Source organism: Longimicrobium sp., from assembly GCF_048594345.1.
Taxonomy (GTDB): Bacteria; Gemmatimonadota; Gemmatimonadetes; order Longimicrobiales; family Longimicrobiaceae; genus Longimicrobium.
The window spans coordinates 1-26,385 of sequence record NZ_JBMDXM010000049.1 but is presented as its reverse complement, the minus strand read 5'-3'; the positions used below and the strand labels follow the sequence as shown (position 1 = coordinate 26,385).

Below are 26,385 nucleotides of genomic sequence, written 5' to 3'. Positions count from 1 at the left end.
CCTTCCGTTTGATCACGGTCGCCCTGCGGGTGCAGCCACCCGTGCTCCACAGCCTGCTGGTGAGCCTGCTGGCCACCGACCCGGAGATCCGCGTCCTGGACCCGGCCGCCGAGCCGTCCCTGGCCGACGTGCTGCTGCTTTCGCAACCCGACCCGGAAAACGAGGACGTTCCCGTTTCCATGCTGATCCAGTCCCCGCGCTCCCGCGTGCTGGCCCTGGGCCCCGATGCCCGCCGCGCCGTGCTGTACGAGCTGCGCCCGCACCGCACCCCGCTGCGAGAGCTTTCGCGCGAGGCGCTGCTGGCCGCCGTGCACGGCGCTTCCGGCGAGGCGGCATGAGCGGGCACGCGGGGATCGCCAGCACGCTGGAGGCGGTGGTGCGCGTGCTTCGCGCCGCGTACGACCCGGCCGACTTCAACGGAGCCGTGCTGGACTTTCAGGTCTACGTGTCGGACGACTTTACGCACCCCATGGAGCAGGGCGTCTCGCTCTTTCTGTACCGCATCTACCCCAACGGCGCCGTGCGCGCGCCGCAGGGGCGGCTGCTGCCCGACGGGCGCCGCCAGCGCAACAAGCTGCCGCTGGACCTGCACTTTCTGGCCACGGCCTGGGCCCGCAAGGCGTCGCTGCAGCACGAGATCGCCGGGTGGATGATGCGCGTGCTTGAAGACAACACCGTGCTGACGGCCGACCTGCTGAACGCGCCCCGGCCCGGCGTATTTCAGCCGGACGAGACGGTGGCGCTCACGCACACGGACCTGAGCGTGGAAGACACCTTCCGCATCTGGGACACGGTGATCGACCACTCGTACCAGCTTTCCGTGCCCTACGTGGCGCGGACGGTGGAGATCGAGTCGCCGCGGCTGCAGGGGTGGGGGCAGGTGCAGGAGCGCGTGTTCGCCCCCGGAACGCTGGTGGCGCCGTGAGCGTGCAGATCAGGGTGCTGGAGCGCGACCGCACCTTTACCCCGCTGGGGATCCGCTTTTGGGACGCGGCGCTGGACACGCCGGTGACGGACCGGCTGCAGGTGCACGCGTGGCTGCGCGACAGCGCGTACCCGCCCGTCCCCGCCGTGCGCTCGCCCTCGGGCGTGTACGCGTTCCACCGCCTCCCCGGCCAGGCCAGCGCGGAAAAGCCCGCCGGCGACGACGCGCGGCCGGAGACGGACGGGCCCGCGGGCGAGTTCGTGATCGCCGTGGACGACCCCGGCGGGCGGTACATGGGCGCCGCGTTCAGCGTGCCGCTGCCGCTGGGCTACCGCGGCGAGTTTCTGTCCGGCGGGCCGCAGCCGGGCAAGGCGTACCTGTTCCCCGCCGTGTCGCGCCCGGTGCCGCCGGGGGTGGCGGCGATCCGCGCGGACCTGGCGGACCCGGACACGGGCGCACCCGCTGCGTACGCGGTGCTGAGCGCCACCGTGGGCGGCATCACCCGCACCGCCGTGGCCGACGAGGCGGGGCGCGCCGTGGTGCTGGTCCCCTTTCCCACCCCCGAGCGGCTGCGGCAGGGCTCGCCCCCGGCCGACACGCGCGCGGCCACGTGGCCGGTGTCGCTGCGGGCGCGGTGGGAGCCGGCGGCGCTGCGGTACCCCTTTCCGGCGCGCGAAGGGATGAACCCCGCGTGGGCAGCGCGCCCCTCGCTCAAGAGCATTCTCGACGAGCAGCGAACCGCGCTCGTGTGGACGGACGAAGGCCAGGTGCCGGCGGTGGAGTGGACGGAAACGCTCGTCCACGGGCAGGAGCTGCGGCTCCGCACCACCTTGGCGGGCGGGGGAAGCGCCCCCACCCTCTGGGTCTCCGCCGGAGCGTCACCCCCGTAACCCCTCAGGAGACTGAAGATGCCCGAATACCTGGCCCCCGGCGTATACGTCGAGGAAACGAGCTTCCGCGCCAAGAGCATCGAGGGCGTGAGCACCAGCACCGCCGGCTTCGTGGGGCCGGCGCGCTACGGCCCCGTGGACGGCCCGCCCACCCTGATCACCTCGTTCGCCGAGTTCGAGCGGGTGTTTGGCGGGATGGACCGGCTGGAGTTCGACAACGGGGGCGGCGGCACCGTCCGCACGCACAACTACCTGGCTCAGGGCGTCTTCAACTTCTTCGACAACGGCGGCAGCCGGGTTTACGTGTCGCGCATCTTTGGCTACCCCGACAACGCCGACACCGGCACGTACGGCCGCGCCACGGCCGACGTGGGGAACACCGGGATGACGGTGATGGCCCGCTTTCCCGGCCAGGCCGGCGCGGCGCGGGTCACGCTTACGCTGCGGGTGGGCGGCAACGTGCTGGCGCAGGAGGGCGCCGACTTTCGCGTGCTGCGCGGGGTGAACCCGGGCGACGTGGTGTGGGTGTCGGACGCGGGGTCGCCCGCGGGGGGCACGCCCGCCGGCGGCAACCTGTTCACCGCCGAGCGCTACTTCGACAGCCAGGGCCGCGCCAACTGGCGGCTGGTGGGCGCCGGCAACGTCACGTGGGAGCTGCAGTCGCTGTACGTGGGCGACCCGGCCGTTTCCGACCGGGTGCACGTGGTAAGCGTGACGCTGAGCGTAAAGCACGTGGACCGCACCGGGCGCACGGTGCGCGAGGAAAGCTGGGAGAACCTGGGCTTTTCGGAAGACGGGCGTAACTCGCTGCCGGTGATGTTCGGCGCCGACCTGGCCTCGCGCACCCGCGAGCTGCGCATCCCGGTGATCCTGGACGCCGGTGGGCGCAGCGGGGTGGAGCTGGCGGGGCTGCTGATCTCGGCGGTGGGCGCGTCGGCGGCGGGGAACCTGGCGGCGGACAGCGGCAAGGGGATCGAGCTTACGCTGGATGCGGGCTCGGACGGGGTGCAGCCCAGCGCGGCGGACTACATCGGCAGCGAGGACCCCAGCGACCCCAGCGCCAAGACGGGCCTCAAGTCGCTGGAAGACATCGCCGACATCTCCATCGTGGCGGCGCCCGGCTACTCGGCGGGCGGCAACGCCGGCGCCGCCGACGCCACGCGGGTGCAGACGGTCTCCAACGCCCTCATCAGCCACGCGGAAAAGATGCGCTACCGCATCGCCGTGCTGGACAGCGCCGACGGGCAGTCGCTGGCCGACGTGCGCGCGCAGCGGGCGCAGCTCGACAGCGCGTGGGCGGCCTTCTACTACCCGTGGGTGGAGGTGCTGGACCAGGTCACGGGCGAAGAGATCCTGCTGCCGCCCAGCGGCTTCGTGAGCGGCATCTACGCCCGCAACGACGTGGAAAAGGGCGTGCACAAGGCGCCCGCCAACGAGGTGGTGCGCGGGGCGCTGGGCTTTGAGGTGATGCTCAACAAGGGCCAGCAGGACGTGCTGAACCCCGAGGGCATCAACTGCTTCCGCTTCTTCGAGGGCCGCGGCAACCGGCTGTGGGGCGCCCGCACGGCCAGCAGCGACCCCGAGTGGAAGTACGTGAACCTGCGCCGCTACTTCGCCTACCTGGAGCGCTCCATCGAGCGCGGCACGCAGTGGGCCGTGTTCGAGAACAACAACGAGCCGCTGTGGGCCAACATCCGCCGCACCATCGAGGACTTTCTGTTCAGCGAGTGGAGCCAGGCGCACCTGATGGGCGACAAGCCGGAGGGCGCCTACTTCGTCAAGTGCGACCGCAGCACCATGACGCAGAACGACATCGACAACGGCCGCCTGGTGTGCCTGATCGGCGTGGCACCGGTGCGCCCCGCGGAGTTCGTGATCTTCCGCATCGGCCAGTGGACGGCCGAGGCGCGGCAGTAGGGGCGAACGGACGTGCGTGAGTACGAAAGTACGAAAGTACGAGGTACGAAAGTACGGACGCACTCACGCACTGACGCACTAACGCACTAACGCACTAACGCGATCAAGCACGTCGTACTCTCGTACTCTCGTACTTTCGTACTTTCCAGGAGGATCCGATGGCGGTGGAGCGCGACAGGCCGTACGGCCAGTTCAACTTCCGGGTGGTGATCGAGGGCGGGCCCGACGCGGCCAGCACCAAGGCGGCGTTTCAGGAGGTCTCGGGGCTGGGGCTTGAGATCACCGTGGCGGAGTACCGCGGCGGCAACTTCAAGACCAACGGCCCCATGAAGGTGACCGGCACCTTCAAGGTCCCCGACGTTACGCTTAAGCGCGGCGTGATCGGCGACCCGGGCACGCTGTGGGGATGGATCAACGAAGTGCGCAACGGCAGCCAGACGGCGCTGCGCACCGTGACCGTCGAGCTGTGGGACGAGTCGCACAACGGCGCGGTGCAGGCGTGGAAGCTCACCAACGCCCGGCCCACCAAGTACACCGGCCCCTCGCTGAGCGGCAAGGGAACGGACGTGGCCATCGAGGAGCTGGTGCTGGCGTCCGAGCGCATCGACCTGGAATAACCCGCGCGCGCCGCCCGCCATCATGCCCATCTCCGCGCCCCGCCTTCCCGGCCTGCGCTTTGAGACCGCCCGTCCCCCGGCAGACGCCGAGCTGCCGCGGATGGACGTGGCCGCGTTCGTCGGCTTTGCCAGCACGGGGCCGGTGGGCGTGCCCGTGGCGGTGGACGACGAGGTGCGCTTTCGCCAGGTGTTTGGCCCCGACCTGCCGATCGCCTGGGACGCGCAGCGCGGCGAGACCGTGCACGCGCACCTGGCGCCCGCCGTTCGCGAGTTCTTTCGCAACGGCGGGCGGCGGTGCTGGATCGTGCGGGTGGCGGGCGACTCGGGGCTGGAAACGTCGTCGTTCCGCATCCCGGGGATGCTGCACGGGCTGGGGCGCACGCTGTGGCCGGCCTACCTGCTGGCCTCGTCGCCGGGCAGCTGGGCGGACGGCATGTCGCTCAACGCCACGCTGAACGCCACGCTCGTCGCCGGGGGCACGGAGCGGAACAACGGCATCGTGCTGGCGGCCGACAGCCCCGACCTGCTGCGCATCGAGTGGCCGGACGACCGCGTGGTGGGCTTCTTTCCGCCGCAGACGGCGCTGCCCGCGCGCGACTCTACGTTCGAAGAGCGCGAGGCAGCCCGGGTGCGGCTGTTTGCCGACGCCTGGTTCTTTCGCGCGCTCACCCCGGCGCAGCTGCCCTTTGCGCACGACGCCGTGTTCCTGGCCGGCCCCGACGAGATTCCGCTTCTCACGCCGCCGGTCAAGTGGCGGCAGGGGGACAACGGCGCGCTGGAGATCCCCCTGATCCCCGGCAAGTCCGACGCGCTGCAGCCCGGCTGCTGGATCCGCGTGATCCTGGACGACGCGCTGGGCGGCGTGCACGCCTTCATGGCCCCGCCCGCCGATCCCAAGGACAAGAAGCCCGGCGACGACGGCCTGCCTTCCCTCTGGGTCCCGCCCGTCGCCAGCATCGAGCCGATCGACCCCGATGCGCTGGTCCCGGACGATTCCGATCAGGGCATCGCGCCCGGAAAGGGCGGCGGCAAGGGTGGCGGCGATGAGAAGGAACCCGGCTCCGGCCAGGGCTCCGTCGGTGGATCGGGCCAGGGCGGCAATCCCGGACAGGGTTCCGGCTCCGGCCAGGGCTCCGGTAGCGGCTCGGGCTCGGGAAGCGGATCTGGTTCCGGCGAGGGTCCCGGGTCCGGCGAGGGATCGGGCTCGGGTAGTGACTCCGGCTCAGGCACCGGTTCGAGTGAAGGATCGGGCTCCGGAAGCGGATCGGGTGAAGAACAGGGCTCCGGAAGTGGATCTGGGTCCGGCTCCGGTAGCGGATCCGGTTCCGGCGAAGAGTCGGGCTCCGGTGGATCTGGTTCCGGCGAAGGAACTGGCAGCGGATCCGGGTCCAGCGAGGGACAGGGCTCCGGTCAGGGCGGCGGCAACTCCGGCGAGGGAAACTCCGGCCAAGGCAACTCGGGCGGTGGGAACTCGGGCGGTGGGAACTCCGGCGGTGGGAACTCCGGCGGAGGCAATTCCGGCGAGGGCAAGTCCGGCGGAGAGAACTCGGGCGGGGGAAATTCCGGCGAGGGCAACTCCGGCCAAGGCAACTCGGGCGGTGGGAACTCCGGCGGGGGAAATTCCGGCGAGGGCAACTCCGGCCACGGCAACTCCGGTCAGGGGAACTCGGGCGGAGGCAACCCCGGCCAGGGCAACTCCGGTCAGGGCTCCGGCCAGGGCGGCTCCGGCCAGGGCGCGCCGCAGTCCGGGGGAACCGGCACCACCCCGGCGCCCAGCCTGTACGGCAGGCGCGCGTACCTGCTGGTGGACGAGGTGAAGTACGAGAACGGCCAGCGCATCGCGGTGATCCGGCAGGCGTGGCGCACCATGCACCACGACCTGGCGTGGGCCAGGCTGCGGGGCCGCCGCAGCGTGGGCGCGCTGGTGAACGTGGAGCTGTGGACGCGCCGCGCAGACGGCTCCGAGGTGCGCCTGCCCAACGTGGGGCTGGTGCCGCGGCACCCGCGCTTTCTGGGCAAGCTGCCGCCGGACGACGTGCTCTTTGCCCCCACCGAGCAGCTTACGCAGACGACCAACGACGCGCTGTTCACCGAGCTGGCGCTGCGCCGCTTTCAGCTGGCCGCGCCCGGCTCCGACGCGTTCAGCGCCACGCAGCCGTCCGAGCTGCAGGCGCTGACGGCTGACGCGGGCACCGGCGGCCATGACACGGGCCAGGGCCAGGGCCACCACCAGCACGGCCAGGGACACGGGTACGGCCACGACCACCACGGCCATGGCCACGGGCAGGACGATCCCCAGGACTACGTCCACCATGACGACGAGGGCGTGCCGGGCGAGGCGCCGGAAATCTACCTGCCGCTGGGCGTGCCGGGGGTGCTGCGGGACGAGTTCTACCAGGGCGCCTACCACTCCGGCGCCTCCGCGCTGGAGCGCGACGGGCTGGCCACCTTCTCCGCCGACCTGTTCCTGGACCCCTGGCTGCGGAACGAGACCGCCGAGACGCTGCTGACCCGCGCCTTTCAGAACGCCTACGTCTTTCAGCCGCCGCAGCCGCCGGTGCGCATGCACGCGCTGCTCCCCGTGGACGAGGTGTCGCTGCTGGCCGTCCCCGACGCGGTGCACACCGGGTGGTCGCTGAACGCCATCGAGCTGCCGCCCGACGCACCGGGCGCGCCGTACCTGGTCATCTTCAATCCGCGGCGCGACGCGGAGGGGCACATCCGGGTGGAGTGGAGCCCCGTGGGCGGCGCGCGAGGCTACACCCTGCAGGACTCGCCCGACCCGCGCTTTCGCACTGGCGTGCGCGCGACCGAGACCGTCACCGACGCCACCGGCGCGGGAACGCACACCACCGTGGTGCGCCCGCAGCCCTGCCCCGAGCGGCTGTACTTCCGCGTCCGCGCGCGCACGGAGCAGGGGCTTAGCCCGTGGTCGGCCGCCGCGCTGATCGACATCCCCGAGGACCTGTTCGACGTGTGCGGCACCAGGCCGCTGCGCGCCCCCCACGTGGACGTAAGCGCGCAGGGCGAGCGCCTGATCGTGCGCTGGGAGCCGGCGGGGGAAGAGCTGGACGCGGAGGAAAGGGCCCGCCGCAAGGGATACTCGCTGTGGTACCGGGTGGAATCGTCCCCCGAGCCGGCGTTCGGCATCCCCGAGCTGGTCTACGAGGGGCCGCTAAAGGAGGCGGAGCTGTGGCGGCCGCTGAACGGCACCGTGTACTTCCGCGCCGCCGCCCGCCTGCAGCGCGACGCCGATCCGGAGGACGGGGTGCCGCCCCACCTGCTGGAGGAAAGCCCGTGGTCCGCCTCGGTGCGGTACGCGGCGCAGCAGCCCAGCCGCTGGGAAACGCTGGCCCCGTCCGCCGCCAACCCGCAGCACCTGTACGCGCTGCACGTGGCCATGCTGCGGTTCTGCGCCGCCCGGTCGGACTGCTTTGCCGTGCTGGCGCTGCCGCGGCACTACCGCGAGCCCCAGGCGCTGGCCCACGCGCGGGTGCTGACCGCCGCGCTGGGCGGAAGCCAGGAGGTGGGCGACCTGGGCGCGCGCACCCTCAGCTTTGGCGCGCTCTACCACCCGTGGACGGTGGTGCGCGCGCCCGGCCCCGGCGCGTCGGCCGGATCCGCGCAGCAGGAGGCGGCCACCCTGCCGCTGGCCGGCGGCTTCAACGCGCCGCAGCAGCAGGGGCAGCAGGCGCTGGCCGCGTACGCCGCGCCGGTGCTGACCACCGCGGGCGGCGCCGCCCCGCTGCGCGCCATCCCGCCCGACGGCGCCACCGTGGGCATCATGGCCACCCGCGCCAACCTGGTGGGCGCCTGGGCCGCGCCCGCCAACCAGCCGGTCGACGGCGTCGCCATCCTCGATCCCAAACTGCCGGAATCCGCCCGGGCCACGTTCCTGGGGAACAAGGTGAACGTGATCGCGCCGTTCCCCCGCGGCTTCATGGCGTGGAGCGAGGAAACGCTCTCCGACGACCCCGAGCTGCGCGGCGTGGGCGTGCGGCGGCTGCTGATCCTGCTGCGCCGGCTGGTGGTGCGCGACGGCAACACCTGGGTGTTCGAGCCCAACAACGCCGCCTTCCGCCGCAAGGTGCAGCGGCAGTGGGACGGGCTGATGGGGATGCTGTTCGTCCGCGGCGCCTTCGCCGGCGGCAGCCACGCCGAGGCGTACCGCGTGGTGACCGACGACACCGTCAACCCGCCGGGGCTGGTGGACCAGGGCCGCTTCGTGGTGGAGCTGCGGGTGGCGCCCAGCCGGCCCATGGCGTTTCTCACCGTGCGCCTGGTGCAGACCGGCGCCGGCCTTACCGTGCAGGAGGGGTAGCGTGCCCGGACCGTTCGATCCCGCCGACCCGGTGGCCCACCCGTTCACCGCCTTCAACTTCCTGGTGGAGGTGCAGGTGGGCGGGATCAGCGGGGAGCTGGCGATGGCCGCCTTCAGCGAAGCCGACGGGCTGGAGATGAGCATGGAGCCCAAGACCATCCGCGAGGGCGGCCGCAACGCCAGCCCCGTGCACATGGCCGGACCGGTGAGCTACGGCCAGCTCACCCTCAAGCGGGGGATGACGGCCAACGTGGACCTGTGGAAGTGGTTCGAGCGGGTGAGCGCCCCCGGCGGCGGCGGCCTGCGCGGCAGCGCCGAGGTGGTGATGATGGCCGCCGACGGCGCCACCGAGCAGCTGCGCTACCGGCTGGGCGGCTGCCTTCCCGTCAAGCTCAAGGGAAGCCCGCTGAACGCCAAGGACGGGCAGATCGCCGTGGAAGAGATGCAGATCGCCTACGAGTCGCTGCAGCTGCTGCTGGGCGGCCAGCCGGTCACCGGGTGACGAGAGGGATAGAGATCCAATGCCCATCACCGGCAAGCTGGAAAAGGCCACCCTTACCGAGATGTGGCCGGGGGGACCCAACAACGCGCTGACCATCAAGGGGCAGAACGGACCCGAAAAGATCGTCAAGGTCCAGTTCAACCCCCAGACGCTCAAGCTGTCGTTCAGCAACCAGAACGCGGGGGGCAACCAGTCCGGCGGCAGCCCCACCCAGTTCGCGGGCCAGGGCACCACCAAGCTTTCGCTGGAGCTGTGGTTTGACGTAACGCTGCCCCGCGCCGGCGGCGCCGATCCCGAAGGCGACGTGCGCAACCTCACCAAGGAGGTCGCGTACTTCATGTCCCCGCAAAAGCTCAAGGACGGCTCGGGCTTCGCGCCGCCGGGGGTGCAGTTTCAGTGGGGCACCTTTCTGTTCAAGGGGACGGTGGACTCCATGGAGGAGACGCTGGACCTGTTCAGCGAGGACGGCAAGCCGCTCCGCGCCGGCGTCACCCTGTCGCTTTCCAAGCAGGACCTGAACTTCGACTTCCACAAGCCGGACCCGGCCGCCGCCGCGGCCGCCGCCGCCGGGACGCCGGGCGCCGGGGGCGGGCCCGCCGCGGGGACGCAGCCGCTGTCGATGGCCAAGTCCGGCGACACCGTGCAGGGGATGGCCGCCGCCGGGGGGGTGAGCGACTGGAAGGCGGTGGCCATCGCCAACGGGATCGAGAACCCGCGGCGCATGTCGCCGGGCGCGCTGCTGAACGTGTCCGGCTCGCTTTCCGGTTCCGGCGCGGCCTCGCTGGGCCTTACCGGGGGGACCGCGGCCACGATGGGCGCCGCGTCCGGCGTGTCGATCGGCGGCGGCATGTCCGGATCGACCGCCCCGTCCGTAGCCGCTTCCGCGTCGGGATCGATCCGCGTGGAGGGATCGGGATCCGGCTCGTCGGGGCTTTCCGCGTCGTCGTCGCTGCGCTTCACCGGCCCGCTGGGCCCCAGCCGGTAGACCGCCCATGCCCGTGGTGATCAACGAGATCCAGGTATCGACCGAGCCCGACACCGAGCCCATGCCGGGCGGCACCCCGCGCGAGACGCCGCCGCCCCTGACGCCGCTGGAGATCGCGGAGCTGCTGGAGCGCCGCGCCCGCAACGAGCTGCGCCTGTTCGCCCACTGAGAGACCGATGCCAGACGCGGGATCCGCACCCAGCCTGTACCCGTCACGCCCCCGCATCCTGGTGGAGGGGCGCGACGAAGCCGCGCTCCCCGAGCAGCTGCAGTCGCTGCTGGTGGAAGAAACCACGGCCGGGCTGTACCGCTGCGAGATGACCTTTTCCAACTGGGGCAACAAGGACGGCTCCCTGGGCTACCTGTACTTCGACCGCCGCACCCTGGACTTCGGCAAGAAGATCAGGGTCGAGATGGGCGCCGGCGACGGGCGCGGACCGATCTTCGAGGGCCGCATCACGGGGCTGGAAGGGCGCTTCGTGGGGAACCGCCCCCCCGAGTTGCTGGTGCTGGCCGAAGACCGGCTGCAGGACCTGCGGATGACCCGCCGCACCCGGACCTTCGAAAACGCCAGCGACGCCGACGTCATCCGCCAGGTGGCGCAGGCGCACAGCCTTGCGGCCGACGTGAACGTGAGCGGGCCCACGCACCGGGTGATCGCGCAGGTGAACCAGAGCGACCTGGCGCTGGCCCGCGAGCGCGCCCAGGCCGCCGGGGCGGAGCTGTGGATCGAGGGCGACACCCTCAAGGCCCGCCCGCGCACCGGCCGCGGCGCCGGCTCGCTTTCCCTGACCTACGGCCAGGGACTGCACGAGCTGGCCGTCTCGGCCGACCTGGCCCACCAGTCCACCGGCTTTACCGTCTCCGGCTGGGACGTGTCCAGCAAGCAGGGGGTGCACCCCGAAGCGACCGCCTCCGTGGTCCAGGGCGAGCTGAACGGGGGGACCAGCGGCAGCGACATCCTGCGGCAGGCGTTCGGCGCGCGAAAGCAGCAGGTGGTGCACGACCTTCCCGTGAACGAGGACGAGGCCCGCGCCCTGGCCGAGGCGCACTTTGCCCGCGCGGCGCGGCGCTTTGTCCTGGGCAACGGCGTGGCGGAGGGCGACGCGCGGCTCCGCGTGGGCGCCGAGCTGGAATTGAAGCAGGTGGGGCCGCTGTTCGAGGGCAAGTACACCGTCACCCGGGTGCGCCACACCTTTGACTTGGGCAACGGCTTCCGCACCCTCTTCTCGGTGGAGCGCCCGGCGCTGGGGAGGGCCGCGTGATCGCCGACCCGTTCATGCTCGAGGTGCACGAGGCGCGCGTCCCCCGCGGCTGGGGCGGCCTGTTCTACGGCGCCTACCCGGCCCTGGTCACGGACGTGGCGGACCCGGACGGCCAGGGGCGCGTGAAGGTGGAGCTGCCCTGGTCGCCCGACGGCGGGGGATCGAAGTACGAGGCCTGGGCGCGGCTGGCGACCATGATGGCGGGGAACAACCGCGGCAGCTGGTTCGTCCCCGACGTGAACGACGAGGTGCTGCTGGTGTTCGTGGGCGGCGACCCGCGCTTTCCCTGCGTGGTGGGCGCCATGTGGAACGGGCAGGACACGCCGCCCGCGACCATGGACGGCGGCGGGCAGAACTACATCAAGAAGCTGCGCAGCCGCAACGGCGTGCAGGTGACGATGGACGACCACGACGGCCAGGAAACGCTGATCCTGGAAACCCCCGGCGGGCAGAAGGTGACGCTCAAGGACGGGCCCGGGCAGGTGGAGGTCGTGGATTCGAACGGCAACTCGCTCAAGATGGAGGCGTCGGGCATCACCATCACCGCCGCGGCCAAGGTGACGGTGACCGCCGGCGCCACCGTGGAGGTGACGGCCAGCATGGTGAAGGTGAGCGCGGGGATGAGCCAGTTCAGCGGCGTGGTGCAGTGCGACACGCTGATCACCAACTCCGTGGTCAGCGCCAGCTACACCCCCGGCGCGGGGAACATCTGGTGAGCCAGGTACGCTTCTTCGCCCCGTCCCCGCTGTGGGACGACCTGGTGGCCGCGCCCGCGCGCTTCCGCGCCCCCGCGCTGCTCCGCTTCGCCGGCGACGACTTCATCGACCAGTACCAGGCGGTGCTGGAAACCGAGCCGAAGGGGCTGCGCGGCTTCGTGGCCCGGCCGGAGACGTGGCGCAAGCCCGCCGTGGGGCTGGACGGCCCCGTGTCCAAGGACCCGCTGCGCCTGTACCAGCCCGTCCACGGCCGCTTCTACCTGGTCGCCACCTCCCTCGCCTGCCGCGTCCCCGGCCTCCCGGAGCACACGGTGGATACGGCCAAGGAAGAAGCCGTCGCCTTCGTGCTGCGCCGCATCACCACGGTGAAGAACGCCAAGGGGATCGAGACGGAAACGGGCGAGTGGGCGTGGGTGCAGCGCACGGACGGAAGCAAGGGGTGGGTGCGGGCGGACGGCACGGGGCTGGCCGCGGACGAAGAGCGCATCCCCATGTTCGCCAGCACCTTCGCGGGGGCGGGCGGGCTGCGCAACACGCCCATGCGGCGCCGCGTCTTTGCCGGGCTGATCCCCGCCTCGCGGCGCGAGACGTACGCCAACGGGGCGGAGCTTTCCGCGCAGGCCCAGCCCCCCCGCCCCGCCGCCGGCAGTCTGGACGATCCGCGCGTCATCGACTTTCAGCGCTCCGTGCTGGATCCGTGGACGGAGATGAAGGAGTGGTACGACACGCAGCGGCGCACGCTGCCGGGCGAGGCGGACGAGGACCGGCGGCGGTTCGCGCTCGACAGCGTGGAGCAGTCCAGCGCGCTGCTGCTGATCGACCTGTACGCCTGGTGCGAGGCCGAGCTTCCGCGCCTGGCCGAGGCGCTGGCCGGCACCCGCGGCGCGTCCACGCTGGTCCCCGCGCAGAAGGCGCTGTACGACGCCCTGGCCGCCGTGCGGGTGACCGACCGCGCGCTGGGCAACCGCGCGGACCTGGTTCAGTCCATCCGCCACGCGCTGGCCTTCCGCACGAAGATCGAGACGCTGGCCGCGCCGGACGGGCTTCCCGCCGGCTACGTGCGCCGGGTGCTGATCGGCGATCCGCGCCAGTTTCCCGCCCTCCCCGCCCCGCCGCCGGCCGGCACGCCGAAGGACGACGAGGCGGCGCTGATCAAGCTGATCGGCGACCGCATCGGGCCGCCGTGGGAGCTGGAGCCGAGCGAGCTCCCCGGGGGGCTGGGCGTGCGCCGGCTGAAGAAGCTGGTGATGGACGCGCTGGCGGCGGCCGGGCTGGCGCTGGTGCCCGCGGTGCTGGCCGAGCAGCTCCCCGCGCGCCGCCCGGCCAGCGTGCAGGGCGACGACTGGTTCGTGGTGCGCTGCGTGTACCTGCGCCCCCACTGCGGCCGCCGCCAGCCGCCGCTGGTAAGCGACCGCTCGGAGCGCTTTCAGCTCACCTCGTTCTTCGAGCCCGACGCGCCGGCGCGGCACCTTCGCGTGGCGCTGCCGGTGGACACCAGCCCGGCCACGCTGCGCAAGTACAACCGCAACGTCGCCTTTATGCTCAGCGACCAGCTGCGGCGGCAGATGAGCCGCGCCAGCAACCTCAAAAAGCTGGTGGACGGCGAGGTGGGCGACGAGGACTCGGGGATCAAGTTCGGCGTCATCTGCTCGTTCAGCATCCCCATCATCACCATCTGCGCGCTCATCCTGCTGATGATCCTGGTGGCGCTGCTGAACATCGTGTTCTGGTGGATCCCGCTGTTCAAGATCTGCTTCCCGGTACCGAAGAGGGGGTGAGAGATGGCCCGTGACACCGTGTTTGGATCGGGGATCTCGTTCCCCATGCGCCTGGGGCCCGACGGCCGCGTGGCCGTGTCGGCCGGCCCGGACAACATCCGCGAGATGATCCGCGTGATCCTGCTTACCGAGCCGGGCGAGCGGCTGCAGCTGCCCGGCTTTGGCGGCGGCGCCGGGCGCTTTCTGTTCGAGCCCAACACCGTGGGCACCCGCCGCCGGGTGCAGGAGCGCATCGAGGAAGCGCTTCGCCAGTGGGAGCCGCGCATCGCCCTGCAGGCGGTGAGCGTGGAAGAAGATCCGGACGACCCGCAGTCGGCCATCGCCACGATCCGCTACCAGCTGGTCGCCAACCGCGCCTCGGAGCAGGTGGCGGTGCGCGTGCAGCTGTCCAGCTGAAGCGAACGACATCATGCCCCTGACCATCCCCAGGATCGACGACCGCGACTACCCGCGGATCCTGAACGAGGCGCTGGCCCGCATCCCGGTGCACAACCCGGAGTGGACCAACTTCAACGACGCCGACCCCGGCGTTACGCTGCTGCAGCTGTTCGCCTTTATGACGGACAGCCTGCTGTACCGCGCCAACCTGATCCCCGAGCGCAACCGGCTCAAGTTCCTGGAGCTGCTGGGGATCCCCCTGCGCCCGCCCGCGGCGGCCACCGGCGTGGCCGCCATCGCCAACGAGCGCGGGCCGCTGGAGACGGTCACCCTGCCGCGCGAGCTGCAATTGTTCTCCGGCCCGGTGGGCTTTGTCACGCGCAACGCGCTGGACGTGCTGCCGGTGGAGGGGCGCGTGTTCTACCGCGCGCCGCTGCTGCCGGGGACGGAAGAGCAGACGGCGCAGCGCATCTACACGCAGCTGTACGGCGATGGCGACGAAGACGCGGCGGCGCTGGACTTCTACCGGACCACGCCGTTCGATCCGCCCGTCAACGGCGCGCGCATCGGCGCGGTAAGCCTGACCGGCGACGCGGTGGACCGCGCGCTCTGGCTGGCGCTGCTGGTGCGGCCGTCGGACATGAACGCCGGCGGCCAGGGCAGCCCGCCCGTGGACCCGCGCGACGTGGTGCGCGCGGCGATCGCGGGAAAGACGCTGACGCTGGGCTTCGTCCCCGCGTGGGACGGCAAGCAGCGCGTGCTGCGCCCCGGCGGCGCCCCGCCCCGCCAGCTGCCCACGCTCTCGTTCGACATCTCTACCGGTCGCTTCAGCGGCGACACCCCCGTCTACCTGCGGCTGGACGCCGCCGCGGACGACGACGCGCTGGAGAACCTGACCCTGGTCCAGCTCACCCTCCCGCAGGCGGAGGGCTTCGCGCCCTGGGACGACCTGGATCCCATGGAAGACGGCGTGGGCGAGCTGCCCCCGGCGCTGGACGACGAGAACCTGGCCGCGCGCGTCCTCTGCTGGATCCGCATCCGCCTGGACGAGGCGGGAAACGAGGGCGAGGCGTCGAAAGGGTGGGAGGCGCGCTTCAGCTGGGCGGGGATCAACGCCGTGCGCCTGTCGCAGCGCGTTCCCGTCCCCGGGCTGCGCGTGGGGACGGGGACGGGGGAGCCGGATCAGTCGCTCACCCTGCCCAACACGCCCGTCCTCCCCGACTCCGTCGTCCTGACCGTTGGGGGAGAGATCTGGACGCGGGTGGACGACCTGCTGTCGTCGCCGCCGGAGGTGCCGGTGCGCGACCCCTCGCTTCCCCCCGGCGCCGCGGCGCCCGCGGCCGGCGACCCGCGCGTGTACGCGGTGGACCGCGAGAGCGGGGTGGTGCGCTTCGGGACCGGGTACGCGGGGATGCGGCCGCCGCCCGGCGCGCCGATCGTGGCCGCGTACGCGTACGGCGGCGGCAAGGCGGGGAACGTGGGCGTGGGGGCCATCAAGACGGCGCCGCGCCTTCCCGCCGGCTTCAAGCCCTCCAACCCCGTCCCCACCTGGGGCGGCGACGACGGCGAGAGCGTAACGGAGGCGGAGCGCCGCATCCCGCTGCACCTGAAGCACCAGGACCGCGCGGTGAGCGAAGAGGACTTTCGCGAGATCGTCCCCCAGACGCCGGGGATCGCGCTGGGGCGGATGGAGGTGATGGCCAGCTACCACCCGGAGATCGGCTCGCCCGCGCCCGGCGTCATCACGCTGCTGCTGATCCCGGACGACCCGCTCCGTCCGGAAGGGCCGGTCCCGGACCGCCTCTTCCTCCAGGCCGTCTGCCGCTACCTGGAGCCGCGCCGCCTGCTGACGACGGAGGTGCACCTCCGCGGCCCGGACTACGTGCCGCTCTCCATCTCCGTGGGCTTCGACCCCATCGCGGGGAGCGACATCGCGGCGGTGCGCGAAGAGGTGAAGGCGGCGCTGCGGCGCTTCCTCTCCCCCCTCGTCGGAGGGCATCCCGTGCGGGTGAACCCGTTCGAGACGGCGGCGCCCCGCGGGTGGCCGCTGGAGACGGCGGTGGAAGACCGCGAGCTGTGGGCGCAGGTGGCGCGCGTACCCGGCGTGAGCAGCGTGCGCGCGGTGCGGATGTGGGACGGGTCCGGCGCGTCGATCCAGTCGCTCCCCCTCTCCGGCCTGCGCCTGCCGCGGCTGGACAACATCTCCGTGCGCGCGGGCGACGCGGAAGACCTGACGGACGTGATCCGCTCCGGCGCGGGCGCCGGCGGCGCGGCGGGATCGGGCGGCGCGGCGGGTCGCAGGCGCCGGCCGGTGCCGGTGATCCCGCGGAGCTGCTGAGGAGGCGCCCGTGGACGCGAACGGAACCCGGTTTCACCTGGTGCTGGGCAAGGACGACTGGTTCCCCCAGCCCTGGCCGACCTGCCTTCCCGACGAGAAAGGGGAGCGGCCGGACTACCCCTGCGCGGAGTGGGACGACGACACGGCCACGGTGGGGCTTACCCGCCTGGCGGTGACCTTTCCCCCGCGCAAGCAGGAGCGCCCGCCCACGGACGACGACCGGCGGGGCGCGGGGCGTGACCGCTTTGGCCACTGGTACTCCATCGGCCCGGACGGCCGCTCCATCCTGGCGCGCACGCCCGGCGGCGCCGAGCCGGTGCCGTTCTGGCCGCACCCGGCCGCCGAGCCGTCGCCGCCCCCGCCGTCCGCGGGCGACTTTGAGCCCGTCGCGCCGCCGCCCCCTCCCCCGCCGCCGCGGCTGCGCGGGCTGGCGGTGACCAGCGAGCACTACCTGGTGGCCGGCGCCCCGGACGAGTCGGGGCTGATCGTCTGGGACTTGGCCGCGGGGGGCCCGCCGGTGGCGCTGCGCTGGCCGGCGGCGGTGCCGCTCTCCGCGTGGGACATCCGCGCCACGGCGGACGGGGGCGTGTGCGTGCTGGACCGCGACCACGCGCGGGTGTGGCTGCTGGACCGCCTGTTCCGCGTCCGCGAAGCCCGCCCCTCGCCCCTGCCGGACGATCCGCCGGACTTCACACCCGCCGATCCGCGGGCGCCGGATCCGAATGCGACGGAGTTCTGGGAGGGGCCGGTGACGCCGGCCGCCGCCATCGACATCTCCGCCACGCAGAACCCGGTCTCCGTCGCGGTGCTGTGCGACGGCAGCGTGCTGGTGCTGGGCGACGACACCGTCAGCCCCATCCTGTACCGCTTTACCCTGGCGGAGGGCGGCACCTGGCGGCGGCGGCTGTTCGACGAGATCGCCGACCGCAACGTGCGCGACGAGCTGCCGCGCGGGCACGAGATGGCGTACGTCCCCGGGGCGGGGTGCTCGGGCGACTCCATCAGCGGGCAGGTCTACATCGTCACGCCGGACGGCAACCAGGCCTTTGCGTTCACCCTCTCCGGCCCGACGGACGAGCTGCAGGCCAGGTTCGACCCGCGCTTCTTTCCCATGCGCCGCTTTGGCGGGCGGGCGCTGGTCACGCAGGGCGGCGAGGCGCACTACGACAGCGGTGACAGCTGGGTGTCCCTGCTGGAGTACCCGCGCCCCAACTTTGCCCGCGCGGCGGTGCTGAACCTTCCCGTGCGGATGGGCGGGCCGTCCGTCCCCGGCAGCCGGCCGCTGTACGCCTACGACGGGCGCGAGCCGGGGTGCGTGTGGCACCGCCTGTTCCTGGACGCCTGCATTCCGCCGGAGTCGTCGGTGCTCATCGAGAGCCGCGCGGCGGACGAGCTGGAGCAGCTGGACGCGCTGGAGTGGGTGGCGGAGCCCATGCCCTACCTGCGCGGCAACGGCTCCGAGCTCCCCTTTACCCGCACGGCGCCCGGCGGGCCGGAAGGGCAGACGGGGACGTGGGAGCTGCTCTTTCAGCACGCCGTCGGCCGCTGGCTGCAGCTGCGGGTGACGCTGCGGGGCAACGGGCGCATCACGCCGCGCATCCGCTCCCTTCGCGCCTACTACCCGCGCTTCAGCTACCTGCGCGAGTACCTGCCCGCCGCGTACCGCGAGGACGCCGCGTCCGCATCGTTCCTGGACCGCTACCTGGCCGGGATCGAGGGCGGATTTACGACGATCGAAGACCGCATCGCCAACGCGCAGATGCTCTTTGATCCCGGCACCGTGCCGCCGGAGTTCCTGGAGTGGCTGGCGGGATGGATGGGCGCCGCGCTGGACGCCAGCTGGAGCGAGGCGAAGAAGCGGCACTTCCTCTCCCACGCCATGGAGATGTTCGTCAGCCGCGGCACGCGCGACGGGCTGATCCGCGCCCTGCGGCTGGCGCTGGAAGACTGCGTGGATCCGCACCTGTTCGATCCCGAGGGGACCACGACGCTCGTCGTCCCCTCCCCCGCGCCGTCGACCTCATCGACCCCGTCCACCGCCGTGGCGAAGAAGGACTGCGGATGCGGATGCGGCGGCGGATGGTCCACCAGCACCGGGCCCACGGAGGCGGCGAACGCGCGCTTCACCGTCCGCGTGGTGGAGCAGTTCCTTACCCGCGGCGCGCCGGGCGTGGCCTACGGCGACGTGGGCGGACTCGCGGGCCCGGGCACGACGACGACGGCGCTGCAGTGGACGCCGGCGCAGGGCACGGAGCCGCTGCACACCCGCTGGCGCGAGTGGCTGGCGGCGCGCTACGCCAGCATCAAGGCGCTCAAGGAAGCGTGGGGGATCACCCCGCCGGCGGCGGCGACGGGCAAGGCGTCCGGCGCGGCGAAACGGAGGGCGAACGCCATCACGGTGACGGCGGACGGGGCGGCGAGCATCAAGATCGGCTCGCAGCTGGGCGCCGGGTTCGAGATGGAGATCCCCACCGCCGCCGTGGTGGTGGAGGACGAGGACTACGATTCGTTCGCCGATCCGCGGCTGCGGATGCCGGCCACCACGCCGCGCAACGCCGCCAAGGCGGCGGACTGGACGCGCTTTCTGTGCGAGGGGCTGGGCTTTACCTACGCCGTCCCCGACAACGCGGGCGACCTGGCCAACTGGCGGGACTTTCTGGCCCGCCGCTACGGGCAGCCGGGGGACCTGTCCCGCGCCTGGGGGCTGCAGCGGGGCAAGGGATACACCTCGTTCCTGGCCGTTCCCTATCCCACCGCCCTCCCCGAGCAGGGGACGGCGCTGGCCGACTGGATCACCTTCGTCTCCACGGTCGTCCCCATGCGCCGCGCGGCGCACCGGTTCACGGTGCTGGTGCCCGTGGGCCCGGGCGAGGACCGCGAAAAGCAGCGGCAGCGCCGCGAGCTGGCGCGCCGCATCGCCCTCCTGGAAAAGCCCGCCCACACCATCGTGGAAACGCGCCTGTACTGGGCCGCCTTCCGCGTGGGCGAGGCGCGGCTGGGACGCGACACCCTGCTGGGCCAGGGAAGCCGGTTTACCGCGCTGGTGCTGGACCGCGGCGAGCTGGCGGGAAGCTACCTGGGTTGGACGGAGCCCTGGAACGTACGCGGGCGGCTGGTCGTCGGGCGGGACCCGGTGGCTCCTGCGCCCCAAACAGGCGGAACATCACAGAGGTGGACATGATCGCACAGGCATCGCCCGCGGCCGGGCCGCTCCAGACCGACCCCTCCAAGCGCGTCAACTACACGCTGGGCCTGGTGCTGGGGGTTGACGAGTTTCAGCAGGACCAGCTGTACCACGCCGCCGGGCGGCGGGGCCACAACCGCCTGCTGCACGGCTACGGCACCGTGTCGGGGCTGGCGGTGGGCCCCGTCACCCAGGGCGCGGACCCGGAGATCCAGGTGGACGCCGGCGTGGCGGTTGACCCCGCCGGCCGCGAGATCCACGTCCCCGACCGCATGTGCGTCAAGGTGAACCGGTGGCTGGACCGCCACCAGGAGGCCCTGCGCGACCTGTACGGCAACACGCCCTCGCGGCCGATCCCGGTGGCGGTGGTCCTGTGCCACCGCGAGTGCCCCACCGACACCGTCCCGGTCCCCGGCGAGCCCTGCCGCAGCCAGGACGACGCCATGCAGCCGTCGCGCATCCGCGAAAGCTTTGAGCTCAAGCTCATGCTGCGCGACGACGCGCCGTGGAACGCGCCGCTGCGGGTGAACCCCCACGGGTTGGACGTCTACCGCCTGCACCACCCGGAGGAGCAGGCGGTGCGCGCCTTTGGCGAGCTGCTGGCGCGGGTGCAGAGCACCACCGACCCGCTGCTGGACGATCACGGCCGCGGCGAGCTGCTGCGCGGCGTGCGCGCCCTGGCCACCGCCGCCGACGAGCGCGAGCTGGCCAGCCCTCCGGAGGCCACGGACGACCCGATCCTCCTTCCCGCCCCCACCGCCCCCGACATCCTGCGCGAGGCGTTTCGCGTGTGGGTGACGGAGGTGCGCCCGGCGATCCGCGGGCAGGAAGACCCGGGCGCCTGCAACGAGGACCAGTGCTGCGTGCTGCTGGCGGAGTACGACCTGCCGGTCACCGCGCTGTGGGCGGTGCAGGCCGGCACCACGCCGGAGACGGCGGTGCGGCCCATGGAGGACCGGCGCCCGTACCTGCTGCACACCCGGCTGCTGCAGGAGTGGCTGATCGCCACCGGCGGCGAGGAAGGCCGGCCCGACGTGGACAGCTGGGCCACGCTCCAGATCCTGGGTCCCCGCCGCATCCGCATGTGGGTGCACCACGACGCGTGGCTGGACGTGCCGCGCGACGCCATCACCGTGGTGCTGAACGACGTGCCGCTCCCCGCGGACCGCATCTCCACCATGGTGTGGGCCGACGTGCGCAACGTGTGGGACGTGGTGCTCACCAACGAGATGCGCGACGGCGACGTGGTGGAGATCCGCTTCGACACCGAGCTGATCGAGCTGGTCGAGGCGCCGCCGGAGCCGGAGTTCGCGCAGGGGAAGGCGGAGCTGGTCCGCACGCCCGTGCCGCGGCGGGTAAAGGACGCCATCGCGCGCGTGGTGGACGTCGCCGAGCGGCTGACCGGCACGGGCGAGGGCGAGGACAAGGACAAGCTCGAGGTCGAGGCGTCCGCGGAGCGTGGGCCCGGCGAAGAGACCGACGAGGAGATGGGCGACGAGGACCCCATCGACCGCGAAACCGGCTACGGCGAGTGGACGCCCGCCGGCGCCGACCGCCTGCAGCCGCCGCGGTCCGTCGCCGACGAGCTGCGCGGCCCCTCGGGCGAGTACCTGGACCGCTACGGGTGGACGCTCTCCGCGTTCATCGTCTACAACCGACTGCAGGGCGGCGACCTGGCGGGCGAGTACAAGCTCCCCATCGTCGCCAAGATCCAGCGGACGCCGGTTTCCACCACGCGCCCCAGCGACAAGGAGCACTACCTGCGCTTTGACGGGGTCAAGTGGGCGCCCGCGTTCCTGGACGACGGGGAGAACGACCTGGCGGGCCGCTACCCCCGGAGCACGGTGGCGAAGCTGCAGGGCAAGACGGTCACCGCGCCCAACCCGCAGCAGCACCAGGTGCTCACCTTCAACGGCACGTCGTGGGTGCCCGCGCCGGTCGCGTTCGATCCGGTCGTAAGCGACCTGAAGGGTGATGCGCCCAACACCACCATCGCGAAGCTGCAGGGCAGGACGCTCACCGCGCCCACCCCGCTGCAGTTCGAGGTGCTCACCTTCAACGGCAGCGCATGGGTGCCCGCGGCGGTCGCCTTCAACGCGGAGGGAAGCGACCTGGAGGGCGCGGCCCCCAACACCCGGATCGCCCGGCTGCAGGGCAACACGGTCACCGCGGGCGATCCCGAGCAGCACCAGGTGCTCACCTTCAACGGCCGCGCCTGGGTGCCGGCGGCCGTGGCGTTCGATCCGGCGGAGAGCGACCTAACCGGCGATGCGCCCACCACCACGATCGCGAAGCTGCAGGGGAACACCGTCACCGCGGGCGATCCCGACCAGCACCAGGTGCTCACCTTCAACGGCACGTCGTGGGTGCCGGCGGCGGTCGCGTTCGACGCGGAAACCAGCGACCTGACGGGCGACGCGCCCGGCACCACCATCGCCAGGCTGCAGGGCAACCCGGTGGCCGCGGAGAGCCCGGGTGCGGGCCAGCTTCTCTCGTTCGATGGAACCTCCTGGGTCCCGGGCACCGTCGGCTTTTCGGAGGCCAGCGACCTGACCGGCGACGCGCCGGACACCACGATCGCCAAGCTGCAGGGGCATCCGCTGGCGGCGCAGGGGCCGGAGCCGGGCCAGTTCCTTTCGTTCGACGGGACCTCGTGGGTGCCGGCGGCGGTGGAGTTCTCGGAGGACGGCGACCTGTCGGGAACCGCGCCCAACCCCACGGTCGCCCGGCTGCAGGGGAACGCGCTCGACGCGCAGAACCCGGACAACGGCCAGGCGCTCACCTGGAACGGCTCGGCGTGGGTGCCGGCGTCGGTGGGATTCGATCCGCAGACGGGCGACCTGGCGGGCGACGCGCCCCACACCACGATCGCGAAGCTGCAGGGGCAGCCGGTGGACGCGGGGAGCCCGGCCGCCAACCAGGTGCTCACCTTCAACGGCTCCGCGTGGGTGGCGGCCACCCCGCCCTCGGGCGGCGGCAGCGGCGGCGGCCTGCCCTCGGGCACCGCGAGCGGCGACCTGGCGGGCACCTATCCCGGGCCCTCCATCGGCCGGCTGCAGGGGCAGACGCTGGACGCGGCGCAGCCGGCGCAGGGGCAGGTGCTGATGTTCAACGGCTCGGCGTGGATGCCGGCCCATCCGGCCGGGCTGCCCACGGGCCCCGCGGGCGGCGACCTGGACGGCACCTATCCCTCGCCCGACGTGCGCGGGCTGATGGGCGCGCCCATCGGCCCCGGCCGCGGGGAGCGGCAGGTGCTGTTCATGAGGACGGATCCGCGGCTGGGCCGGCTGGTGGAGTGGGTGCCCGGCCACGTGGTTGAGGCACCGTCGGGGGCGTACGGAATCGTGGCGGCGGGGACCTTCGAGGTGCGCAACTCGCCGGGCGACGCCATCCCGCTCGCGGCGCCGTACGGCGGACTGATCCTCAAGCCGCTGGGCGACCAGGTGTGGCTGCTCACCGGGTACCCGTTCGACGTCCGCAACTTCGTCTACATCGTCAAGGGGACGGCGCAGGACAGCCCCGTGCTGCTGGCGAACAACCCGGACTTTCCCGACGAGCTGCGCATCCGCCTTCCCGGCGTGGTGGGCGACAACTGGGCCGAGCTGCACCTGGAGGTGAGCGCCTACCGGCGGCAGGCGCCGGAGTCCGGCCGCTTCTCCAACGAAAGCCTGCGCAAGACGGACACCGCCACCAGCAAGGAATCGGCGGCGGCGACGTCGGCCGGGACCGCGCCGGCGGCGGCAACGGCGCCGGTCAAGAAGACGGCCGTCCGCACCCCCAAGAAGCCCTAACCGGAGAGCTTGGACGATGGCAACCGAGCTGCTGCAGCCGGTGGTGGAGGACGGCGTCCGCATCACCAACTTTTTCAACGGCCGCCTGCTCACGGCCGAGGACCTGCGCCGCGAGCAGGACGCGGTGCGCGACCGGCACCGCGGGCTGGCGGGCGCGGTGGGCGAGGGCGTGGTGCAGGGTCTGGAGGTAAGCCTGGACACCCGCGAGCTTCCCGCCCCTACCGTGCGCATTACCGCCGGATTGGGCTTCAACCGCGACGGCGACCCGGTGGCGCTGCCGCGCGACGTGCAGCTGCGCCTGCTTCCCGCGCAGCCGCAGGTGGACCCGCGGGCGGGGTTGTTCGCCCTGTGCGACGACCGCCCGGCGGTGATCGCGCAGATCACCAACCCCGGCTTCTACATCCTGGCCGCGCGCCCCGCCCAGGGGCTCAGCCGCGACCAGGTGCCCACGGTGGACCTGTCGCAGGAGGGGCTGGGCACCCGCTGCGGCGCCAAGTACGCCGAGTCGGGCGCGGCGTTCTCGCTGATCCCCCTGCCCCTTCCCGCCGGCAGCGCCGAAGCCCCGCTGGCGCGCCGGCTGACGGAGCTCACGGGGACGATCGCCACGCTGGTGGAAAAGTGGCGCGGCAACGACCTGTCCGTGGGGCTGGAGCTGGACAAGGCGCTCAGCCGGCTGCGCAACGGCGTGGCGTACTGGATCGCCGGGCACGACGTGGCACCGGCGCGGGTGGCCTCGCTGGCCACGCCCGCGCCGTCGGGGCCCACCCTTCCCGACGCGCCGCTGGAGGCGCTGCGCAGCGCGGGGGCGCTAGCGGGGTGCGACCTGCCCATCGCGCTGCTGTTCGTCACCCGCCGCCAGCTGGAGTGGGTGGACGGCTGGGCGGTGCGCCGCACGCCGGTGCCGCGGGTGGAGCCGGACCCGCTGTCGCTGGCGGGCGACCTGCCGTCGGCGGACGGGATCGCGGCGTTCATGCAGTTTCGCGAGCACGCGGCGTCGTTCCTGGCGGACAAGCCGGCGCTGGCGTCGGCGCAGGTGCGGGCGTCGGACTGGTTCCTGTACCTCCCCCCGGCCGGCGTCCTTCCGCTGCACGGCACCGCCGGAACGGCCGGGTTCGACGCGGGGCAGTTCTTTCCGGCGCTGCGGGTGAACGGGCCGGAGGACCTGGCCCCGGCGCGCATCCCCGCGCTGCTGCGCGAGGCGCTGGAGCATCCGCCGGTGGACCTGTCGGCGACGACGGAGCGCATCTGGCTCTACACGGTCACCGGTCCGCGGCCGGCGGGAACGGCGCCCTCCGTCCTGTTCACCAGCTACCCGCTGGAGCCGGACCTGGAGCTGAGCCCGGTTCGCATCACCAGCATCACCACCTGGGCAAAGCAGACGGAGGAGGGCACCGGCATTCCCATCGTGCACGTGGGCGAGCCGGTGGTGGTCACGGGCAAGAACTTCGAGGCGTCGCAGAACGCCCACCAGGTGCTGGTGGACGGCACGCCGGTGCCCCGGCTGTCCATCGACGCCACCGACACCCGGCTGGCGTTTCAGCTCCCCGCGCTCCCCGACCTTCCCGAGGCGGGGCGGCCGGCGCTGCTGGTGGTGAGCAACCGCAGCACCTCGGCCTTCCGGCCGCTCAAGGTGCTTCCCGCCAGCGCCCCCACCAGGGGCGACGTCGACGTGGAGTTCGTGCAGGTGACGCCCGCCGAGCCGCTGCCGGGGGAGGCGGCGACCTTTCGCTTTACCGTGCGCAACCGCACCGCGCAGCAGGCCACGGTGGGGCTCACCCTGCAGACGTCGGAGCCGTCGTGGAGCCCCCGGCTGCTGCCCGCCGCCGCGGCCGACACCAGCAAGCCCATCACCGGCGTGCTGCTGAACCCCGGCGAAGAGCGCAGCGTGTTCGTGCGGATGGAGATCCCGGCCGCCGTCGTGGCCACCAAAAAGTTCACGCTGGAGCTGATCGGTTCGGCGGGAACGGTCACGGGGTCGTCGCGCGAGCTGGAGTTTGGCGTGCACCTGCCCAGCAACACGCCCGACCTGCACGTCACGTCCATCGCGCTGGTCACGGCCAATCCGCCCAGCGCGCTCAACGCCAACCGCGACCGGGTGAGCGTGTCGCCGTTCTACCCGGCGCAGGTGCTGGCGAACGTGGCGGTGGACATGGCGGCCACCTACAGGGTCAGGGTGGACTTCGTGACCAGCGCCGGCGCCGAGGTCCCGCTCACCGGGTGGAGCGTCAAACTGCAGAAGACCAACGAGACGCCGGCGGGGGAGGTCAGCTACACCGTGACGGGGCAGACCACGCTCACGCCGCGGGTGGTGCTCTCCAACAACTACGCGGACTCCACGGCCCAGGACGGGCTGGTGCGCATCCGCGTGACGCGCCAGGGCCAGAGCGTGCCCGCGGGCCAGGAGCAGGTGCGCGACTTTACGTTCTCGGTCCAGCGCATTGCCTACTGGTGGTACTACTACTTTTGAGCGGGAGGGGGACGATGAAGGACCGTTCCCGCTCCCGCCGTGACGCGGCGGCGCCCCCCGCGGGGCACCGTCCGCGCGCGCGGCCGTGAGCACGCACGCGCCGGCGGGCGCGGCGCGGCGGGCGCAGGTGCGGCGGCTGCTGTCCGCGGCGGAGCTGGAGCCGCCGGGGCTGCCGCCGTCGTCCGTGCTGGTGGTACGCGCGCTCTCCGCGCCGGGGCGCCTGGCGCCCCGGCCGGGCGACGTGCGCCCGCCTCCGGAGTGGGAGCGCGCCGTCCGCTCCGCGCTGGCGGACGCCTGGCGCGGCGCCGCCC

At 72.6% G+C, this 26,385-nt stretch carries 18 protein-coding genes; all 18 read left to right on the top strand.

The genetic code is table 11. From position 1 onward, the window contains the following. Window positions 1–8 precede the first annotated feature (8 nt). Window positions 9–338, top strand: a complete 330-nt coding sequence (locus tag ACOJUJ_RS05615; RefSeq protein ID WP_420125871.1) for a hypothetical protein — start codon at window positions 9–11, stop codon at window positions 336–338. Continuing rightward, window positions 335–925 carry a DUF4255 domain-containing protein gene (locus ACOJUJ_RS05610; RefSeq protein ID WP_420125870.1) on the top strand — a complete coding sequence of 197 codons (591 nt, stop codon included), beginning with the start codon at window positions 335–337 and terminating at the stop codon, window positions 923–925. Before ACOJUJ_RS05615 ends, ACOJUJ_RS05610 begins: the two co-directional genes overlap by 4 nt. Then, a complete protein-coding gene (locus ACOJUJ_RS05605; RefSeq protein ID WP_420125869.1) occupies window positions 922–1,815 on the top strand; it encodes a hypothetical protein in 894 nt (297 codons plus the stop codon). The genes ACOJUJ_RS05610 and ACOJUJ_RS05605 overlap by 4 nt, the downstream gene beginning before the upstream one ends. 18 nt (window positions 1,816–1,833) lie before the next feature. Then, complete coding sequence (locus tag ACOJUJ_RS05600) at window positions 1,834–3,732, top strand: phage tail sheath family protein (RefSeq protein WP_420125868.1); 1,899 nt, start codon at window positions 1,834–1,836, stop codon at window positions 3,730–3,732. 158 nt (window positions 3,733–3,890) lie between these two features. Beyond that, complete coding sequence (locus ACOJUJ_RS05595; protein WP_420125867.1) at window positions 3,891–4,349, top strand: phage tail protein; 459 nt, start codon at window positions 3,891–3,893, stop codon at window positions 4,347–4,349. Between the two features lie 22 nt (window positions 4,350–4,371). Next, a complete protein-coding gene (locus ACOJUJ_RS05590) occupies window positions 4,372–8,670 on the top strand; it encodes a hypothetical protein (protein WP_420125866.1) in 4,299 nt (1,432 codons plus the stop codon). 1 nt (window position 8,671) lies between these two features. Then, entirely contained in the window at window positions 8,672–9,172 is a 501-nt protein-coding gene (locus ACOJUJ_RS05585) for a phage tail protein (protein WP_420125865.1), read from the top strand. Window positions 9,173–9,191: 19 nt separating this feature from the next. Continuing rightward, window positions 9,192–10,157: a peptidoglycan-binding protein gene (locus tag ACOJUJ_RS05580; RefSeq protein ID WP_420125864.1), complete on the top strand. Its 966-nt coding sequence runs from the start codon at window positions 9,192–9,194 to the stop codon at window positions 10,155–10,157. 7 nt (window positions 10,158–10,164) lie between these two features. Further along, the gene (locus ACOJUJ_RS05575; RefSeq protein ID WP_420125863.1) at window positions 10,165–10,326 is read left to right on the top strand and encodes a hypothetical protein; all 162 of its coding nucleotides are present in this window, start codon (window positions 10,165–10,167) and stop codon (window positions 10,324–10,326) included. 7 nt (window positions 10,327–10,333) lie between these two features. Then, on the top strand, window positions 10,334–11,422 hold the full coding sequence (locus ACOJUJ_RS05570; RefSeq protein ID WP_420125862.1) for a phage late control D family protein: 1,089 nt from the start codon (window positions 10,334–10,336) through the stop codon (window positions 11,420–11,422). After that, window positions 11,419–12,138, top strand: a complete 720-nt coding sequence (locus ACOJUJ_RS05565) for a phage baseplate assembly protein V (protein WP_420125861.1) — start codon at window positions 11,419–11,421, stop codon at window positions 12,136–12,138. The genes ACOJUJ_RS05570 and ACOJUJ_RS05565 overlap by 4 nt, the downstream gene beginning before the upstream one ends. Continuing rightward, a complete protein-coding gene (locus tag ACOJUJ_RS05560) occupies window positions 12,135–13,916 on the top strand; it encodes a hypothetical protein (RefSeq protein WP_420125860.1) in 1,782 nt (593 codons plus the stop codon). Before ACOJUJ_RS05565 ends, ACOJUJ_RS05560 begins: the two co-directional genes overlap by 4 nt. 3 nt (window positions 13,917–13,919) lie before the next feature. Further along, window positions 13,920–14,312 (top strand): GPW/gp25 family protein, encoded by a 393-nt coding sequence (locus tag ACOJUJ_RS05555; protein ID WP_420125859.1) that lies wholly within the window; start codon window positions 13,920–13,922, stop codon window positions 14,310–14,312. A 13-nt stretch (window positions 14,313–14,325) separates the two neighbouring features. Continuing rightward, complete coding sequence (locus tag ACOJUJ_RS05550) at window positions 14,326–16,632, top strand: baseplate J/gp47 family protein (protein WP_420125858.1); 2,307 nt, start codon at window positions 14,326–14,328, stop codon at window positions 16,630–16,632. Between the two features lie 10 nt (window positions 16,633–16,642). Continuing rightward, window positions 16,643–19,813: a phage tail protein gene (locus tag ACOJUJ_RS05545; RefSeq protein WP_420125857.1), complete on the top strand. Its 3,171-nt coding sequence runs from the start codon at window positions 16,643–16,645 to the stop codon at window positions 19,811–19,813. Beyond that, window positions 19,810–23,607 carry a hypothetical protein gene (locus ACOJUJ_RS05540; protein ID WP_420125856.1) on the top strand — a complete coding sequence of 1,266 codons (3,798 nt, stop codon included), beginning with the start codon at window positions 19,810–19,812 and terminating at the stop codon, window positions 23,605–23,607. The genes ACOJUJ_RS05545 and ACOJUJ_RS05540 overlap by 4 nt, the downstream gene beginning before the upstream one ends. 16 nt (window positions 23,608–23,623) lie before the next feature. Further along, complete coding sequence (locus ACOJUJ_RS05535) at window positions 23,624–26,074, top strand: hypothetical protein (protein WP_420125855.1); 2,451 nt, start codon at window positions 23,624–23,626, stop codon at window positions 26,072–26,074. 85 nt (window positions 26,075–26,159) lie between these two features. Beyond that, a partial coding sequence (locus tag ACOJUJ_RS05530) for a hypothetical protein (protein ID WP_420125854.1) occupies window positions 26,160–26,385 on the top strand: 226 nt, incomplete at its 3' end.

Coding starts and splice junctions, on each gene's coding strand:
- ACOJUJ_RS05600 (WP_420125868.1), top strand. CDS start 1,834: ATGCCCGAATACCTGGCCCCCGGCGTATACGTCGAGGAAACGAGCTTC.
- ACOJUJ_RS05575 (WP_420125863.1), top strand. CDS start 10,165: ATGCCCGTGGTGATCAACGAGATCCAGGTATCGACCGAGCCCGACACC.
- ACOJUJ_RS05535 (WP_420125855.1), top strand. CDS start 23,624: ATGGCAACCGAGCTGCTGCAGCCGGTGGTGGAGGACGGCGTCCGCATC.
- ACOJUJ_RS05550 (WP_420125858.1), top strand. CDS start 14,326: ATGCCCCTGACCATCCCCAGGATCGACGACCGCGACTACCCGCGGATC.
- ACOJUJ_RS05590 (WP_420125866.1), top strand. CDS start 4,372: ATGCCCATCTCCGCGCCCCGCCTTCCCGGCCTGCGCTTTGAGACCGCC.
- ACOJUJ_RS05555 (WP_420125859.1), top strand. CDS start 13,920: ATGGCCCGTGACACCGTGTTTGGATCGGGGATCTCGTTCCCCATGCGC.
- ACOJUJ_RS05540 (WP_420125856.1), top strand. CDS start 19,810: ATGATCGCACAGGCATCGCCCGCGGCCGGGCCGCTCCAGACCGACCCC.
- ACOJUJ_RS05610 (WP_420125870.1), top strand. CDS start 335: ATGAGCGGGCACGCGGGGATCGCCAGCACGCTGGAGGCGGTGGTGCGC.
- ACOJUJ_RS05595 (WP_420125867.1), top strand. CDS start 3,891: ATGGCGGTGGAGCGCGACAGGCCGTACGGCCAGTTCAACTTCCGGGTG.
- ACOJUJ_RS05570 (WP_420125862.1), top strand. CDS start 10,334: ATGCCAGACGCGGGATCCGCACCCAGCCTGTACCCGTCACGCCCCCGC.
- ACOJUJ_RS05580 (WP_420125864.1), top strand. CDS start 9,192: ATGCCCATCACCGGCAAGCTGGAAAAGGCCACCCTTACCGAGATGTGG.